This is a genomic window from Sphingomonas benefaciens (assembly GCF_052907485.1).
On the sequence record NZ_JBREIC010000005.1, the window covers coordinates 223,290 to 238,916 of the forward strand.

14 protein-coding genes and 1 tRNA gene are annotated in these 15,627 nt (G+C 68.8%); 6 read left to right on the forward strand and 9 right to left on the reverse strand.

Annotation, left to right across the window (positions count from 1 at the left end; all coding sequences use genetic code 11):
- Positions 1-14 precede the first annotated feature (14 nt).
- From ACU5AX_RS16265 to argH, 5 genes are read right to left on the reverse strand one after another with little or no spacing between them, the layout of a single operon-like run.
- On the reverse strand, positions 15-968 hold the full coding sequence (locus ACU5AX_RS16265) for a zinc transporter ZntB (protein WP_446691810.1): 954 nt from the start codon (positions 966-968) through the stop codon (positions 15-17).
- The gene (locus ACU5AX_RS16270; protein WP_446691811.1) at positions 965-1,750 is read right to left on the reverse strand and encodes a precorrin-2 dehydrogenase/sirohydrochlorin ferrochelatase family protein; all 786 of its coding nucleotides are present in this window, start codon (positions 1,748-1,750) and stop codon (positions 965-967) included. Before ACU5AX_RS16270 ends, ACU5AX_RS16265 begins: the two co-directional genes overlap by 4 nt.
- Positions 1,747-3,021 (reverse strand): diaminopimelate decarboxylase, encoded by a 1,275-nt coding sequence (gene lysA, locus ACU5AX_RS16275; RefSeq protein WP_446691812.1) that lies wholly within the window; start codon positions 3,019-3,021, stop codon positions 1,747-1,749. The genes ACU5AX_RS16270 and lysA overlap by 4 nt, the downstream gene beginning before the upstream one ends.
- 16 nt (positions 3,022-3,037) lie before the next feature.
- Positions 3,038-3,280 (reverse strand): hypothetical protein, encoded by a 243-nt coding sequence (locus tag ACU5AX_RS16280; RefSeq protein WP_198354117.1) that lies wholly within the window; start codon positions 3,278-3,280, stop codon positions 3,038-3,040.
- Positions 3,277-4,644: an argininosuccinate lyase gene (argH, locus tag ACU5AX_RS16285; RefSeq protein ID WP_446691923.1), complete on the reverse strand. Its 1,368-nt coding sequence runs from the start codon at positions 4,642-4,644 to the stop codon at positions 3,277-3,279. The genes ACU5AX_RS16280 and argH overlap by 4 nt, the downstream gene beginning before the upstream one ends.
- Before the next feature lie 58 nt (positions 4,645-4,702).
- Here argH and ACU5AX_RS16290 point away from each other — a divergent pair, with 58 nt between their 5' ends.
- Positions 4,703-5,278 carry a TlpA family protein disulfide reductase gene (locus ACU5AX_RS16290; RefSeq protein ID WP_446691813.1) on the forward strand — a complete coding sequence of 192 codons (576 nt, stop codon included), beginning with the start codon at positions 4,703-4,705 and terminating at the stop codon, positions 5,276-5,278.
- A gap of 4 nt (positions 5,279-5,282) precedes the next feature.
- Here the strand turns inward: ACU5AX_RS16290 and ACU5AX_RS16295 are convergent, their stop codons facing one another.
- Entirely contained in the window at positions 5,283-5,837 is a 555-nt protein-coding gene (locus ACU5AX_RS16295) for a hydrolase (protein ID WP_446691814.1), read from the reverse strand.
- 100 nt (positions 5,838-5,937) lie between these two features.
- Here ACU5AX_RS16295 and galA point away from each other — a divergent pair, with 100 nt between their 5' ends.
- Together galA and ACU5AX_RS16305 are read left to right on the forward strand one after the other, a co-directional pair.
- Entirely contained in the window at positions 5,938-8,391 is a 2,454-nt protein-coding gene (gene galA / locus ACU5AX_RS16300; protein WP_446691815.1) for a beta-galactosidase GalA, read from the forward strand.
- A 60-nt stretch (positions 8,392-8,451) separates the two neighbouring features.
- On the forward strand, positions 8,452-9,786 hold the full coding sequence (locus ACU5AX_RS16305) for a M28 family metallopeptidase (RefSeq protein WP_446691816.1): 1,335 nt from the start codon (positions 8,452-8,454) through the stop codon (positions 9,784-9,786).
- Between the two features lie 505 nt (positions 9,787-10,291).
- Here ACU5AX_RS16305 and ACU5AX_RS16310 read toward each other — a convergent pair.
- Together ACU5AX_RS16310 and ACU5AX_RS16315 are read right to left on the reverse strand one after the other, a co-directional pair.
- Complete coding sequence (locus ACU5AX_RS16310) at positions 10,292-10,780, reverse strand: hypothetical protein (protein ID WP_446691817.1); 489 nt, start codon at positions 10,778-10,780, stop codon at positions 10,292-10,294.
- Positions 10,777-11,301 (reverse strand): hypothetical protein, encoded by a 525-nt coding sequence (locus ACU5AX_RS16315; RefSeq protein WP_446691818.1) that lies wholly within the window; start codon positions 11,299-11,301, stop codon positions 10,777-10,779. The genes ACU5AX_RS16310 and ACU5AX_RS16315 overlap by 4 nt, the downstream gene beginning before the upstream one ends.
- Before the next feature lie 430 nt (positions 11,302-11,731).
- Between ACU5AX_RS16315 and ACU5AX_RS16320 the strand changes: the two genes are divergently transcribed.
- The gene (locus ACU5AX_RS16320; RefSeq protein ID WP_446691819.1) at positions 11,732-13,507 is read left to right on the forward strand and encodes a chloride channel protein; all 1,776 of its coding nucleotides are present in this window, start codon (positions 11,732-11,734) and stop codon (positions 13,505-13,507) included.
- A 45-nt stretch (positions 13,508-13,552) separates the two neighbouring features.
- Here ACU5AX_RS16320 and ACU5AX_RS16325 read toward each other — a convergent pair.
- Positions 13,553-13,626: transfer RNA gene (locus tag ACU5AX_RS16325), tRNA-Gln, on the reverse strand.
- Between the two features lie 184 nt (positions 13,627-13,810).
- On the opposite strand from ACU5AX_RS16325, the gene ACU5AX_RS16330 reads away from it, so the two are divergent.
- Together ACU5AX_RS16330 and ACU5AX_RS16335 are read left to right on the forward strand one after the other, a co-directional pair.
- Positions 13,811-14,839: a Ppx/GppA phosphatase family protein gene (locus tag ACU5AX_RS16330; protein WP_446691820.1), complete on the forward strand. Its 1,029-nt coding sequence runs from the start codon at positions 13,811-13,813 to the stop codon at positions 14,837-14,839.
- Positions 14,840-14,852: 13 nt separating this feature from the next.
- Entirely contained in the window at positions 14,853-15,542 is a 690-nt protein-coding gene (locus tag ACU5AX_RS16335; RefSeq protein WP_198354105.1) for an RlmE family RNA methyltransferase, read from the forward strand.
- Positions 15,543-15,627: the final 85 nt, after the last annotated feature.

The window sequence follows — 15,627 nt, forward strand, 5'->3', positions numbered from 1 at the left end:
GCCGCCCGGCGGCCCTAGCGCTGGAACCAGTGACGCTGGACGAAGTAGATCGTCACGCCGGCCGCGATCAGCGCGCAGACGCCCGTGATTGCATCGAACGCCCAGGGTTCGTGCTGATAGGGCAGATTGTCGACGTTCATCCCGTACAGGCCGGTGATGAAGGTCAGCGGCAGAAAGACCATCGCGACGATCGAGATGATCAGCGAGCGCTGGTCGAGCTGTTCGGCGCGCAGGTCGGTCAGCGCCTCATGGGTCAGCGCCGCCCGTTCGCGGATTGCCTCCAGCTCTTCCGCCATGCGCGCGGCGCGATCGGCTGCGGACGACAAATGCCGCCGGTCGTCCTCGTGCAGCCATTCGCCGGGCAGATTGGCCAGCGTCTCCAAAGCGGTCCGCTGCGGCGCCAGGAAGCGGCGGTAGCCGATCGCGGCGACGCGCACCTGCGTGACGGTCCGGCGCAACTCGAAAATCCTGGCTGCGTCGAGATCCGCCTCGCAGGAATCGAGCCGGTCGCCGAGATCGGCGACGTCGGGATCGAGATCGGCGGTGATCGCCGTGGCGAAGGCGGCGATGAGATCGCCGGGATCGACGATCCGCCCCGCCTCGACCTCCTTGCGCACCGCGGCGACGGCGACCAGCGGCTTGCGCGTCACCGAGAAGACGCGGCCCTTGACCGCCCAGATGCGCACCGAGGCGAGCAGGTCCGATGTGTCGAGTTCTTCGCTTGACCGGCCGCGCAGGTTGAGGAAGGCGCCATGGTCGAACGCTTCGCAACGCGGCCGCGTCTCCTGCGCGGTCAGGGCGTCGACGACATATTCGGGCAGTTCCGCCCGCTCGCGCAGCCAGAGTTGCGCATGTTCCGCGGTGGTCGACAGATGCACCCAGACCAAGTCGGCATCGGGCGCCAGCGCCTCCTTGACCGGGACTTCCTGCGCCGTGCCGCCGATAATGCGATAGCCGAAGCCGCTCATTGTCTCTCCACGATCACGGTCAGTCCCGCACCTGTATCGATAGGTGACGCGACCTGCCCCCCTGCAACGGCGGGCGCGGCGATCCGCTCCGCGTCGGCACGCGCCCGGTCGAGGATCGCCGCCGGCACGTCCGCGTCGTGGGCCACCCGGTCCGCCGAGGCGAGCGCCCGCGCCTCGCGCAGAGTCAGGTCGTCGGGATCGTCGGAGCGCAGGCGGATCGTTACGACGCGTGATCCGGCGGGGCCACCGGCAGCGGCGATGTAACGGCCGACCGCGCCGTCGCGCGCTTCGCCCAGCGGATCGAGCGGTGCGCCGGCCACCATACCGGCGGCAAGCATCCGCCGGCGCTCCCCGCCGTCCGGCCAGCGCTGGCGCAGATCGCCGCGCGAGGCGAACAACTCCTCCGCCAGCCGGCCGAGCCGGGCGGGGAGCAACGCCTCCAACCGCTGGCGCAGCGCCGCGGCAAGCCCTGCCGACACGCCGCCGGTGCCGACCGCGACGATCACCGGATCGCGGTCGACGATCGCCGGCAGCGTGAAGTCGCACAGATCGGGTCGGTCGACCGCATTGACCAACAGCCCCCTCGCCTTGAGCCGCGCCACCGTTTCTTCCGGGACATCGAGCGCGACGATCGCCAACACGGCGGACGCATCCTCGCCGACGATCACCGCGCCCGCGCGTTCGAGCAGACGACGCTTGGCGTCCGCCGCCTCGCCCGAACCGATCAGCATCACCGGGCGGCCCGCCAGCCGGACGAACAGCGGCAGGCTGTGCAGGCTCATCCCGCCGCCTGCGGGCGCAGCCAGTCCGGCACCCGCTCCGCCGCCAGGATCGTCTCCGCCGCGATACGGTCCGCGACGACGGCATAGCGATCGCCCTCGACCAGCACCTCCGGCACCAAGGCACGGCTGTTGTAGGTCGACGCCATCGTCGCGCCATAGGCGCCGGCGGTGCGAAACACCGCGAGATCGCCGCTCTTCACCGCGTCGATGTCACGCGCGAGGGCGAAGGTGTCGCCCGTTTCGCATACCGGCCCAGCGATATTGGCGGTCATCCGCTCGCCCGACGGCTGCACCGCGGCGAAATCGTGCCAGGCGTCGTAGAGCGCCGGCCGCGCCAGATCGTTCATCGCCGCATCGACGATGACATAGGGATTCTCCACCCCCGGCTTGACCCAGATCACCTCGGTCAGCAGCACCCCGGCATTGCCGGCGATGACACGGCCCGGCTCGAACATCAGTTCGACGTTCCAGTCCGCGGTCGCGCGCGCGACCATCGCGCCATAATCGGCCGGGCTCGGCAGTATATCGCCTTCCTTGTAGGGCACGCCCAGGCCGCCGCCGAGATCGACGCGGCTGATCACATGGCCTGCCGCCCGCAACTCGGCGACCAGCGCGCCGATCCGCGCATAGGCTTCCTCCAGCCGCGACAGGTCGGACAGCTGGCTGCCGATGTGGCAGGCGACGCCGCGCAGATCGAGGCCGTCGAGCGCCGCCAGCCGCGCGAACATCGCGGGCGCCTGGTCGATCGGCACACCGAACTTGTTCTCGCGCCGTCCGGTCGAGATCTTGGCGTGGGTGCCGGCATCGACGTCCGGATTGACGCGCAGCGTCGCCGGTGCCCGAAGCCCCCGCGCCGCCGCCAGCTGCGCGAGGACGACGCCTTCCTCCTCCAATTCCAGATTGAACTGGCCGATGCCCTCGTCCAACCCCTTGCTCAGCTCGGCGCGCGTCTTGCCGACGCCGGAGAAGACGATGTCGCGGGCCGGGATGCCCGCCGCCAGGGCACGCGCCATCTCGCCGCCCGAGACGACGTCGGCGCCATAGCCCTCGTCGGCGAGCACGCGCAGCACCGCAACATTGGGATTGGCCTTGATCGCATAGGCGAGGTGGATCGGGCCAACGTGCTTCAATCCGTCGCGGAACACTTGCGCGTGGCGGCGGAAGGTCGCGGTCGAATAGACGTAGACGGGCGTTCCCACCTCGTCGGCGATGCGGGTCAGCGGCACGTCCTCGCAGTGAAGAATGCCGTCACGATAGGCGAAATGGTCCATGGAACAGCCGCTTGGATCAGTTGGGGGGCAGGTCGAATTCGTCGGAACGGCGCTCGTCCGACTGGCGCAGCAATTCATCGCTGCGCTCCGGACGCTGCTGCGTCGTCGGGGTGAGCAATTGTTTGGGCGTGGGGGTCGCTTCCGCCCCGCGCGGCGCGACGGGCAGCGGCCGGCCCTTCGGCGGCTCGAGATCGGAGACGGTGCCGCAGCCGGCGAGCGCGACACAGGCGGCCAGGACGAGGCGAAGGCGGCGGATCATGCCAGAGTCTCCCGCGCGGCGGCGATCGCGGCGCGCACATTGGCGGGGGCGGTGCCGCCGAAGCTGGTGCGGCTGGCGACCGAGGCGTCGACCGACAGCACGTCGTACAATCCCTCGTTGACGCGCGGATCGATCGCCTGGAACTCGGCGAACGGCAATTGGTCGAGCCGCACGCCCAGTTCCTCGGCCCGCTTCACGGCGCGGCCGGTGACGTGGTGCGCCTCGCGGAACGGCAGGCCCGCCTCGCGCACCAGCCAGTCGGCAAAGTCAGTGGCGGTGGCGAAGCCGCTCTCCGCCAGCGCGCGCATCCGATCGGTGCGGAAGGTCGCACTCTCGACCATCCCCGTCATCGCGGCGAGCGACAGGCCGAGCAGGTCGTGACATTCGAAGACCGGGGGCTTGTCGTCCTGCATATCCTTGGAATAGGCGAGCGGCAGGCCCTTCATCGTCACCATCAGGCCGGTCATGCAGCCCATGATGCGCCCGGCATGGCCGCGTACCAGCTCGGCGGCGTCGGGGTTGCGCTTCTGCGGCATGATCGAGCTGCCGGTCGACCATTGGTCGGACAGCGCGACGAAGCCGAACGGCTGCGACGCCCACAGCACGAATTCCTCGGCCAGGCGCGACAAGTGTAGCGAGCATTGGACGGCGGCGGTCAGATAATCGAGCGCGAAGTCGCGGTCGCTGACCGCGTCCAGGCTGTTGCGCGTCGGCGCGTCGAAGCCGAGCGCGGCGGCGGTGGCGTGCCGGTCGACGGGAAAGCCGGTGCCGGCGAGCGCAGCGCTGCCCAGCGGGCATTGGTTCATCCGCGCGCGCGCGTCGCGGAAGCGCGACACGTCGCGGGTCGCCATCTCGACATAGGCCATCAGATGGTGGCCGAGCGTCACCGGCTGGGCCGATTGCAGGTGGGTGAAACCGGGCATGACGTCGCCGGCATGCTGTTCGGCGCGGGCCAGCAGCGCCCGCTGGAAGGCGGCAAGCGCGGTCAGCGTCTGGTCGATCGCGTCGCGCACCCACAAGCGGAAGTCGGTCGCGACCTGGTCATTGCGGCTGCGCGCGGTGTGCAGCCGGCCGGCGACCGGGCCGATCGCCTCGGCCAGCCGCGCCTCGGTCTGCATATGGATGTCTTCAAGGGCGAGATCCTCGGCGACGCCCTGTTCGGCGTAACGCGCCGCGACCCGGTCAAGCCCGGCGTCGATCGCCGCGGCATCGTCGGCGGCGACGATGCCCTGCTGCGCGAGCATCGCGATATGCGCCTTGGACCCGGCGATGTCCTGCCGCCACATCCGCTTGTCGAATGGAATCGAGGCGTTAATCTCGCGCATCACCGCGGCCGGGCCTTCGGCGAACCGCCCGCCCCACATGCTCGACGTAGGGGAATTGGAAGTGCTCATGTCACCGTCTTCGTCTGTACGGGTCGCGATGGCTGGCCTCCTCGCGCTCGCCGCTGCGGGCTGCGATAGGCAAAGCGCGGGAAACGCACAAGCGAACGCCGCAACTGCCGACAATGCCGCCGCGCCGTCGCCTGACGAGGCGGCGCCCGCCGCGACGACGGCGGCCGCGCGTACCGGCGTCGATCGCAGTCATGCCGGCGCGCCGGCCCCCGCCGCGACGTTCGCCGGCCCCGACGGCAAGTCGACCAGCCTCGCCGCCTTCCGCGGCAAGCCGGTTCTGGTCAATCTGTGGGCGACCTGGTGCGGACCATGCGTCGCCGAACTGCCGACGCTCGGCAAGCTGGCGCAGGCCGGCACGGTGCGCGTCGTCGCGATCAGCCAGGACATGCAGGCGACCGACAAGGTCCCGGCCTTCCTGAAGGATCACGGTGCGGCGGCCCTCGCTCCCTATGTCGACGCGAAGATGGCGCTGTCGCTGGCCTATGGCACCAATCTGCCGACGACGATCCTGTTCGATTCGGCGGGCAAGGAAGTGTGGCGCTGGAACGGTGGCAATGATTGGAGCAGCGCGGCCGCGGCCAAGCTGATCGCCGAGGCGCGCTGATCCGCTAGAGGGCGATCGCGTCGCTCTGCACCACCCGCGCGATCTGCGGCAGGATGTGGCGGACGGCGAAGTCGTGCAATTCCGCCGATCGCGAGGTGCAGGCGTCCTCGGCGATGACGACGTCGTAGGACAATTCCCATGCCGACCGCGCGGTCGATTCGACGCCGAAATTGGTCGCGATGCCGGCGATCACCACCGTCTTGACGCCGCGCCGCCGCAGCTGCAGGTCGAGGTCGGTGCCGGTGAAGGCGCCCCAATGATGCTTGAGCACGACGACATCGCCCAGCTCGCGAATGCCCGGCAGCAGGTCGGCGAAGCCGGCGGGCGTCCCCTCCCTGGGCAGGCGCGGCTGGTCGACGTTGAGGCTTGGTGCCTCGTCAGCCGTGAAGCCGACGTGGACGACGACGACCGGCGCACTGGCGGCGCGGAAGCGCTGGGCCAGGTCCGTGGCGGTCTGGACCACCTCGTCGCCGGTGCGCGGCCCCTTGTCGCCGGGCACGATGCCGCGCTGCAGGTCGATGAGGATCAGGGCGGTGGTGCGGGGGTCGAGCTGGGTCATCGCGCCATAACCGGCCGCGCCGAACGACGTTCCGTACGGCAAATCGTATATTGTCTGCGGTGACGGGTGCGTTAGGGTGTTGTTCTGCCGGGAGGACCGAATGACGATCATCGTAGAACGCCGCACGTTGCTCGCCGGAGCCGGGGCCGCTGCCGCCGCGCTGCCCTTGGCTCGAGCCATCGCCGGCACCGTCCCGCCGATGCCGTCGCCGCGCCGCATCACGCCCATCGACGACGGCTGGCGCTTCCATCTCGGCCATGCCGCCGACCCGGCCCAGGATTTCGGCTTCGGCGCGAGCCACGACACTTATGCCAAGTCAGGCGACGCCGGCACGCCCGTCGCCACGCCGAAGTTCGACGACAGCGGCTGGGCGACGGTGCGCTTGCCGCACGATTGGGCCAATGCCCTGCCCTACGAACGCTTCGGCCCGCCAGGCAGCGAGGCGGACAAGACCGGCAGCTACCAGGGGTTCAAGCCGGTCGGCCGCCGCTTTCCGGCAAACAGCGTCGGCTGGTACCGCCGCCGGCTCGACATTCCGGCGACCGAGGCCGGCCGCCGCCTCCGTCTCGAGTTCGACGGCGCGACGCGCGACGTGATGGTGATCCTCAACGGCTTCTTCGTCGGCCGCAGCGAAAGCGGCTATGCGCCGTTCAGCGTCGACATCACCGACTTCGCCGTGCCGGGCGGCGACAATATCCTCGTCGTGCGCTGCGACGTCAGCTTGGGCGAGGCATGGTCGTACGAAGGGGCCGGCCTGTACCGCCACGTTCGGCTGGTTTCGAGCGCGCCGACGCACATCCGGCAATGGGGCGTCGCGGTGCGGCCGGAGGTCGGCGCGGGCCGCGCGACCATCCGCATCGCCACGGAACTGGTCAACGACGGGCCCGCCACCACGGTCACGCTGCACTCCGCGGTGATCGGACCCGACGGACGGCGGCTCGCCGAGGTGGTCGAGCAACAGGTGGCATTGCCCGCCTGGGGCGGACGCACCGTCGAACAGGTCGCGACCGTCGCCGATCCGCAGCTCTGGTCGCCGAAGACGCCGCATATCCACCGGCTCGAGAGCGCGGTGATCCGCGACGGCATGGCGGTCGACGCGGACGTCACCCGCTTCGGCGTCCGCACCTTCCGCTTCGACGCCAAGGCCGGCTTCTTCGTCAACGGCAAGCCGGTCAAGATCAAGGGCACCTGCAACCATCAGGACCATGCCGGCGTCGGTTTCGCCGTGCCCGATAGCCTGCACCGCTGGCGGATCGAGCAACTGAAAGCGATGGGCTCCAACGCCTATCGCTCGACGCACCACCCGGCCCCGCCCGCGGTGCTCGACGCCTGCGACGAACTCGGCATCCTCGTGCTCGACGAGACGCGGCAGATGTCGAGCAATCCGGAAGCCATAGGGCAGCTCGAACGGATGATCCGCCGCGACCGCAACCGCGCCTGCGTCTTCCTGTGGAGCATCGGCAACGAGGAGGTGCACCGCGCCACCGCGACCGGCGCGGCGATCGCGCGGACGATGAAGCGGCGCATCTACGAACTCGACGGCACCCGCCCGATCACCGAGGCGTTCAACGGCCATTTCGGCGAGGGCGCGAGCCCCGTGCTCGACGTGATGGGCTTCAACTATTATCTCGACGGCATCGACCCGTTCCACGCCGCGCATCCCGACGTGCCGACGATCGGCACCGAGACGGCGAGCACGGTGATGACCCGCGGCGTCTACGCCCGCGACGATAAGGCGCAGCTCGTCCCCGCCTATGACACCGACTTCCCGCGCTGGGCGAGCACCGCTGAGCGCTGGTGGACGCTGTACGACGCACGGCCGTGGCTGTCGGGCGGCTTCGTTTGGACGGGCTTCGACTATAAGGGCGAGCCGACGCCCTATGAGAGCTGGCCGAGCAACGCGTCCAACTTCGGCCAGATGGACAGCTGCGGCTTCCCCAAGGACAATTACTATTATTACAAGGCCTGGTGGGGAGCGGAGCCGGTGCTGCACCTGTTCCCGCACTGGGACTGGGCGGGGCGCGAGGGCCAGCCGGTCGACGTCTGGGTTCACAGCAACGGCGAGGCGGTGGAGCTGTTGCTCAACGGCCGCAGCCTCGGCACGAAGACGGTCGAGCGCGGCCGCCACCTCGCCTGGTCGGTGCCCTATGCCCCCGGCCGGATCGAGGCGCGCAGCCGCCATGCCAACGGCAAACGGCTAGTCGCGGTGCGCGAGACGACCGGCGCCCCCGCCGCGATCCGGCTGTCGAGCGACCGCCGGCGGCTGCGGCCGGGCAAGGTGGCGGTGGTCCGTGCCGCGATCGTCGACGGCAAGGGGCGCGAGGTGCCGACCGCGGCAAAGTTGATAAAGTTCGCGCTTACGGGGCCGGGTCGGATCCTGGGGGTCGGCAACGGCGACCCGCGCAGCCTGGAGGCCGACGAGGCGGAGCAGCGGTCGACCTTCAACGGCCTGGCGATGGCGCTGGTCGAGGCCGGGCCCGGCGGCGGCGCGCTGCGGCTGGAGGCGCAGGCCAGCGGATTACGGTCAGCTATGCTGCCCATTCTGACCGACTGAGCGGCCGGTGACAGACCGAACGGCCCGGCCTAGTAAGCGGCGGACACGGGGAGGATGACCATGACGACGCGCGCGATACTCTTGGCGGTGCTGCTGGCCACGGCGGGGACCGCCGCCGGTGCGCGCGACACCGTCGATCCGGTTCGCGTCCGCGCCCACCTCGACTTCCTCGCCGGCCCCGACCTGCGCGGGCGCGGCAGCGCGACGCATGACGAGGCGGTCGCCGCCGCCTATGTCGCCGCGCAGCTGCAGGGCTATGGACTGAAGACCGCGCCGGGCATGACCGGCTATCTGCAGCGCGTGCCGCTGCTCCGCCAGGTCCAGGCGGGGCCGGCGGAGCTGCTGATCGACGGCACGCCGGCCGGCGACGCCACCCTGCTGTCGGGCAGCGGCGGCGTCTGGGGCGGCAAGGTCGGCGTCCTCGGCCGCATGCCGGCGGGCAGCAAGGTCGACGTGCTGGTCGTGCCCGACGCCGCCACCGGTGGCGCCGCCCTGCGCAAGGCCCGGGCGGAGAGCGGCGCCAGCGTCACGGTGATCGCCGCCGGCGAAGGCAGCCGCCGCGGCTATGAGGCGGGCGGCGGACGGCCGCGCCTGCCGATGGACTTCGCCGACGGCGCGCCCACCGGCCGCGGCGCCACCGTCGCGGTCGGCGCGGCGACGATGCAGCGGCTGCAGCGCGACGGGGCCACGGCGATCGTGTCGATCCCGTTCACGCTGGCGCGGACGGAGACGACCAATGCGGTCGCCTATCTGCCCGGCCGCGATCCGACGGCGGGCGTGCTGCTGTTGACCGCGCACCTCGACCATCTCGGCGTCGGTGCCGACGGCACCATATGGCCGGGCGCCAACGATGATGCATCGGGCACGGTCGCGCTGCTCGAGATCGCGCGCGTGCTGGCGGCGGGCAAGGCGCCGCGACGCGGCATCCTGTTCGTCGCTTATGGATCGGAGGAGGCGGGCGGCTTCGGCGCACGCTGGTTCGGCGACCATCCGCCGGTGCCGCTCGATCGGATCGCCGCCAATATCGAATTCGAGATGCTCGGCGCGCGGGTGCCGAAGCTGGCGGCGGACCGGCTGCAGATGACCGGCTACGAACGGTCCGACCTGGGCGCGGCGCTCCGCGCGCACGGCGCGCTGATCGACGCCGATCCCTATCCCGAGCAGCACTATTTCCGCCGTTCCGACAATTACGCGCTCGCGCTGCGCGGCGTCGTCGCGCACACCGTGTCGGGCTATGGCGAGGTGGCGACCTATCATACGCCGCAGGACACGCCCGACCGCGTCGACGCGCCGTTCATGGAGCGCGCCATCCAGTCGCTGTTGAAGCCGATCCGCTGGCTCGCCGACAGCCGCTTCACGCCGCACTGGACCAAGGACGGCCGGCCGACGGAGTGAGGGGGGGGGGAGCTGGCAACCAGGCGTTTCAGAGGGATGGTTGTACAGTCACAGTGTTTGCTTCATCGCCCGCAGCATAGCGGCCCCAGCTCTGCTATGACGGCTAGAGAGCCGGGGTCGCATGTCTGCATTGGGTTGGCAATCGATCCTAAAAGTCAGCGGATATTCTATCCGTCAGCACGGGATATCATCGAAGTCGCCCCCGCCAATGGTCAGGCCATAGTGGACGGCTTTGCCCCGCATGAGAACGAGAGACTGTAAGTAACGTCGCGCCGGCCGACGAGACTCGCCGTGGGACCTCTCTTGCATCCGTCACCTGAGGTCTCACAAAAATGGTCGTCACCATGCCCATCCCAGCAACCCGCTGAGCCATGCATCGTAATACCGCACGTTTGGCTGGAGGAGCAGACGAAACAGTCTTTATACGCGGCAGCAGACAGGTCGCTTGGCGCCATAGCCATCGATACGCCGAGTCAAAAGAGCTTGAAAGCGTTTAGATGCTTCTTCATTCCAGGTCCTTCCCTTTGGCGAAAGCGAATCCTAGTATACCAATATTATCTCTATCCCGATCAGCGCCGAAGAGGATCGCGTTCTCCATGCCTCTCGTCTGCGCAAACCCCCGGATGCGATTGGCTGCCTCTTCGTAGAAGCGACCGACCGGATCTTTGCCGACGTTCGGGATGCTAGTCCGCGGTGCGGCGACCATGATCTCGCAAATATCCTTTTTGCAGACCGTTCGCCTCTCAACCGGGCCAACGAATGGAAGTTCGGCAATCAGCGATTGCAAACGCCGGGTGGGCGCCTTTTCAACAGGACCTGGCTGTCCGCGCCAGGACAGATACAATTTGCGGGGATCGGGCGGAGATCGGAATTCTTTACCGACCTCGCCTTGATAGAGCTTCGCAAAAATAGCCTGCTCCGCCTTGCCCATTCTCTCCGCCCCCAATTTGCTTGTTTCGCCGCTGAAGATTGCCACAAGCGATAATACAATCATCTTCTACCCTCGCTTTGCCTTATAAAAGCCCGAAAATAGGATCCTCTATCATCGGACCAATAGTACTTTCCGGATGGGGTCATGTTGACGGATTGCAAACTATCGCTACTCAAGACTGATCGAATACCAGTCATTGAGATATTTCTATTGTAGATTGACGTATTGTCGGCAAAGCGGCCCGTGATCTGGCAGATATTACCTTGACACGTGATGTCGGGCCGTTCGCCTTTCTCGAGGAACGGGATGCTCGCCAGCGGACTGGAGAGAAATTGCTCCATTTTTCGCTGGAGCGACGGATTAGCCACTGCCCCATAGAAAGCCGCATCGTCGACGGTCAGCAGTCTGACGAAATCATGCGGCATCATGGCCGCCAGCGTGAGAGGCGCGTCGGTGATTGCAGCACTGCCTGCTGCGGCAAGACCAAGCGGAGAAGACTGCGAACTCCGTTTCGGTGCGGCATTGTAGCCATACGTCGGCCCGCTGATCACCGCGATCGGCCGATCCTGCATCGGGCGCCGCACTTGCGGCGCGCCTGTTCTAACAAGCCACCATGCTAAGGCACACGCGAGCACAGCGATCGACAACAACGACCCCAACCTCATGTGGAATCACTTTTCTGTCATTACATTTCGTAAATGTCGCACATTAATAAGACCAATTTCTATTTAAAATTACTCTGTTTATGCCGATAGTTGGCCAGATTGAGCACCCTCATCTCAGTTAAATGTTGCAGCAAATCGCCAAAATTCTCGACCTTAATGCAACTTTGTCTGGAGGAGCCGGGGCAGAGCCGGTCGGATAGGCGCCCGCCAGCTCGGGCATCAGCGTCCCGATCCAAGTGATCCTAACGGGCCCTGGGCGTCCGTCGATCGCAGGTCTCCCACCGGCTCGCACGACAGCCATCGCCGGCCACAGGGTGACAGCGCCGACCGGGCGGCGCAGAGAGGGCGGATGACCCGCCCCACCCTCTCCTCGCCCCGACCGCGTCTGGTGCGCGGTGGCTCGGCGCTGCTGCGTCGGCTGGGCGGGCGGGTGCGCTCGATCGAGCTGTTGTTCGTGCTGGTCGCCGTCGCGATCGGCATGGGCGCCGGCGTGCTGACCGTCGTGCAGGGCGCGCTGGCGCGGACGCTGCAGCATCTGCTCTACGACCTGCCCGACCATCTGCGCCTGTCGGGCGCGCCGCCGCTCGGCTGGGCGCAATTGCTGGTGCTGCCGGTCGGCGGCGTCGCGCTGGTGCTGTTCAACCGGCTGGTCGGCGCGCGGCGGCGCTCGCTGGTCGACGCGGTCGAGGCCAATGCGCTGCACGGCGGCCGGATGAGCGCGAGCGACAGCCTGATCGTGTCGGGCCAGACGATCGTGTCGAACGGCTTCGGCGCGTCGGTCGGGCTGGAGGCGGCCTATGCGCAGCTCGGCGGCCTGATCGCCTCGGCGGCGGCGCGCGCGCTCAACCTGCGCCGGATCGACATCCGCACCCTGGTCGGCGCCGGCGCGGGCGGCGCGATCGCCGCGGCGTTCGGGGCGCCGATCGCCGGCGCCTTCTACGCCTTCGAGGTGGTGATCGGCGCCTATACGCCGGCCGCCGTTGCGCCGGTGGTCGCCGCGGCGCTGGCCGGTGCGCAGACCGCGCAGCGGCTCGGCGCCATCCCCTATATCGTCCATGTCGAGACCGGCCCGGCGATCCATACCTTCGGCTATCTGCTCTACGGCGGGCTCGGCGTGACCTGCGCGCTGCTCGGCATCGTGCTGATGCATGCCGTCGCCCAGGTCGAGATGCGGTCGCGGGCGCTGCTGCCCGGCTGGGGGCGGCCGGTCCTCGGCGGCGTCGGCCTCGCCGGCCTCGCCGCCCTGTCGCCGCAGGTGCTGTCGGCAGGGCATAGCGCGCTGCACCTCGACATGACGATCGCGCTGCCGCTCGCCTTCCTCGCCGCGATGCTGCTGCTGAAGGCGCTCGCCTCGATCGTCTCGCTCGGCTTCGGCTTTCGCGGCGGCCTGTTCTTCGCCTCGCTGTTCCTCGGCACGTTGGTCGGCCATCTCTATGCCGGCGCGCTCGCCTGGGTGGCGGGCGAATCGATCCTCAACGTCGGCAATGCGGCGATGGTCGGCATGGCGGCCTTTGCCGTCGCGGTGGTCGGCGCGCCGTTCACCATGACCATGCTGGTGCTGGAGGCGACGGGCAATTTCAGCCTGACCGGCGCGGTGCTCGCCGCCAGCCTGGTGTCCTCGACCATCGTGCGCCAGCTGTTCGGCTATTCCTTCTCGACCTGGCGGCTGCATCTGCGCGGCGAGACGATCCGATCGGCGCGCGACGTCGGCTGGGTCAAGGCGCTGACCGCCGGGCGGATGATGCGGCGGGCGCCCAATCTGGTCGCCGCCGACATGACCGTCGCCGAATTCCGTCGCCGCTTCCCGCTCGGATCGACCAGCCGCGTCGTGCTCGTCGATCAGGCGGATCGCTATGCCGGCATCGTCCCGACCGTCGCCGCGCATGGCGACATGGTCGCCGCCGACGCGGCGGTGGCGACGCTGGCCGAGGCGCGGGACGAGGCGCTGCCGCCGGAGACCGACATCGTCGCGGTGATGGCGCGATTCGATGCGGCGCAACGTGACGAATTGGCGGTGATCGACGGGCAGGCGCAGGTGCTCGGCATCCTGACCGAAGCGCACGTCCGCCGCCGCTATGCGGAGGAACTGGAGAAGGCGCAGCGCGAATTGTTCGGGGAGGCGTGAGCCGCGCTAGCCGGCGCGGTTAGCCACGAATCGGCAGCGAAAGATTGGATGCCCGACAAGGATTCGAACCTTGATTGACGGAGTCAGAGTCCGCTCTCTTACCATTAGAGGATCGGGCAACGAGGGCGCGCAGATAGGCGGGGCGGGCGGGGCTGTCAAGCCGAGCCGCACCGCCGCCGCGCTCGGCTTGTCGCGGCGGCCAAGGCACGCTACCTAGGGGGCAAGCACCGATCGGGCCAAGTGCCTGAGCCGGCAGAACAGAAATGAAAGAGTGACACGGCAATGGGGGATCGATCCGCCCGAATGCCGTACCGGCAGGCCGCCGCGCCTGCCCGAACGGCGCCGAGCCGGCCGCAGCGCGGCCGCTGGTCCGACGCGCAGGCCTTTGCCGCGCTCGACCTCGGCACCAACAACTGCCGGCTGCTGATCGCGCGGCCGCAGGGTGACGGTTTCGCCGTCGTCGACGCCTTCTCGCGCATCGTCCGGCTGGGCGAGGGGCTCGCCGCCACCGGCCGGCTGTCGGACGCGGCGATCGAGCGGACGATCGCGGCACTGCGCGTCTGTTCGGACAAGCTGAAGCGCCGCAACGTCACGCTGGCGCGATCGGTCGCCACCGAAGCCTGTCGCCGCGCCGCCAACGGCCCGGACTTCATCGCCCGCGCCTATCAGGAAACCGGCATTCACCTCGACATCATCTCGGCGGAGGAGGAGGCGCGGCTCGCGGTGCTCGGCTGCCATGCGCTGATCGAGCCAGGCGACGATCCCGCCCTGGTCTTCGACATCGGCGGCGGCTCGACCGAGCTGGTGCTGATCGACACGCCGCGCGGCCAGATGCCGCGCGTGCTCGACTGGCATTCGGCGCCCTGGGGCGTCGTCTCGCTGACCGAGAGCGTCGGCGGGATCGGCGACAGCGAGGCGGAGCGGCTCGCCGCTTACGGGCGGATGCGGCGCATCGTCGCGGACAGTTTCGCCGGCTTTGCCGCGCGACTGCCGCAGGGCACGCCGCGGCCGCGGCTGCTCGGCACCAGCGGCACGGTGACGACCTTGGGCAGCGTCCACCTCGGCCTCAGCCATTACGACCGTGCCCAGGTCGACGGACTGATCGTGCCGGCGCAGGCGATGCGGCGGATCAGCGCCGATCTGTCGCGGATGGCGGTGCCGGAGCGCGCCAAGCTCGCCTGTATCGGCAGCGAGCGTGCCGACCTGGTCGTCGCCGGCTGCGCGATCCTCGAGACGATCCTCGACCTGTGGCCGGCCGAGCGGCTGGGCATCGCCGATCGCGGCATCCGCGAGGGCATCCTCAGGCGCCTGATGGGAAGCCCCAGACCGTGAACGGAATCACATCTTGAGCAGAGACGGCGGCGGGCTGCGTACCCGCGTCAAGACCGCGCGCGGGCGGACCGCGCAATCGACCCGCTGGCTCGAACGCCAGCTCAACGATCCGTACGTCAAACGCGCGAAGGCGGAAGGCTATCGCAGCCGCGCCGCCTACAAGCTGATCGAGCTGGACGAGAAGTTCGGCATCATCCGCAACAGCAAGCGTGTCGTCGACCTGGGCATCGCGCCGGGCGGATGGAGCCAGGTGATCAAGCGCCGGCTGCCCAAGGCCCAGGTGGTCGGCATCGACCTGCTGCCGGTCGATCCGATCGACGGCGTCACCATCTTCCAGATGGACTTCATGGACGATGCTGCTCCGGACCGGCTGATGGAGGCGCTGGGCGGCGCACCCGATCTCGTCCTGTCGGACATGGCGGCGAATACCGTCGGCCACCCGCAGACCGACGCACTGCGGACGATGGCGCTGGTCGAGACCGCCTTCGCCTTCGCCTGCGACGTGCTGGTGCCGGGCGGCACCTTCGTGTCGAAGGTGTTCGCCGGCGGCGCGGATTCGCAGCTGGTCGCGGCGATGAAGCGCGCCTTCACCACGGTGAAGCACGCCAAGCCGCCGTCGAGCCGCAAGGGATCGGTGGAATGGTTCGTCGTCGCGCAAGGATTCAAGGGCCGCGCTGTGACGGACGACCAGGGGGAGGACTGATCGTCCTCCCGCCCCCGCGGCGATTACGCCCGTCCGCGCTTTCCGTCATCCCGGACTTGTTCCGGCATCCACGGTACCGCAGGGC

Excerpts from the sequence above, each read along its gene's own strand:
- ACU5AX_RS16290 (WP_446691813.1), top strand. The coding sequence starts at position 4,703 with ATGGCTGGCCTCCTCGCGCTCGCCGCTGCGGGCTGCGATAGGCAAAGC.
- ACU5AX_RS16305 (WP_446691816.1), top strand. The coding sequence starts at position 8,452 with ATGACGACGCGCGCGATACTCTTGGCGGTGCTGCTGGCCACGGCGGGG.
- ACU5AX_RS16265 (WP_446691810.1), bottom strand. The coding sequence starts at position 968 with ATGAGCGGCTTCGGCTATCGCATTATCGGCGGCACGGCGCAGGAAGTC.
- galA (WP_446691815.1), top strand. The coding sequence starts at position 5,938 with ATGACGATCATCGTAGAACGCCGCACGTTGCTCGCCGGAGCCGGGGCC.
- ACU5AX_RS16270 (WP_446691811.1), bottom strand. The coding sequence starts at position 1,750 with ATGAGCCTGCACAGCCTGCCGCTGTTCGTCCGGCTGGCGGGCCGCCCG.
- ACU5AX_RS16280 (WP_198354117.1), bottom strand. The coding sequence starts at position 3,280 with ATGATCCGCCGCCTTCGCCTCGTCCTGGCCGCCTGTGTCGCGCTCGCC.
- argH (WP_446691923.1), bottom strand. The coding sequence starts at position 4,644 with ATGTGGGGCGGGCGGTTCGCCGAAGGCCCGGCCGCGGTGATGCGCGAG.
- ACU5AX_RS16310 (WP_446691817.1), bottom strand. The coding sequence starts at position 10,780 with ATGATTGTATTATCGCTTGTGGCAATCTTCAGCGGCGAAACAAGCAAA.
- lysA (WP_446691812.1), bottom strand. The coding sequence starts at position 3,021 with ATGGACCATTTCGCCTATCGTGACGGCATTCTTCACTGCGAGGACGTG.
- ACU5AX_RS16330 (WP_446691820.1), top strand. The coding sequence starts at position 13,811 with ATGCCGTACCGGCAGGCCGCCGCGCCTGCCCGAACGGCGCCGAGCCGG.
- ACU5AX_RS16320 (WP_446691819.1), top strand. The coding sequence starts at position 11,732 with ATGACCCGCCCCACCCTCTCCTCGCCCCGACCGCGTCTGGTGCGCGGT.
- ACU5AX_RS16295 (WP_446691814.1), bottom strand. The coding sequence starts at position 5,837 with ATGACCCAGCTCGACCCCCGCACCACCGCCCTGATCCTCATCGACCTG.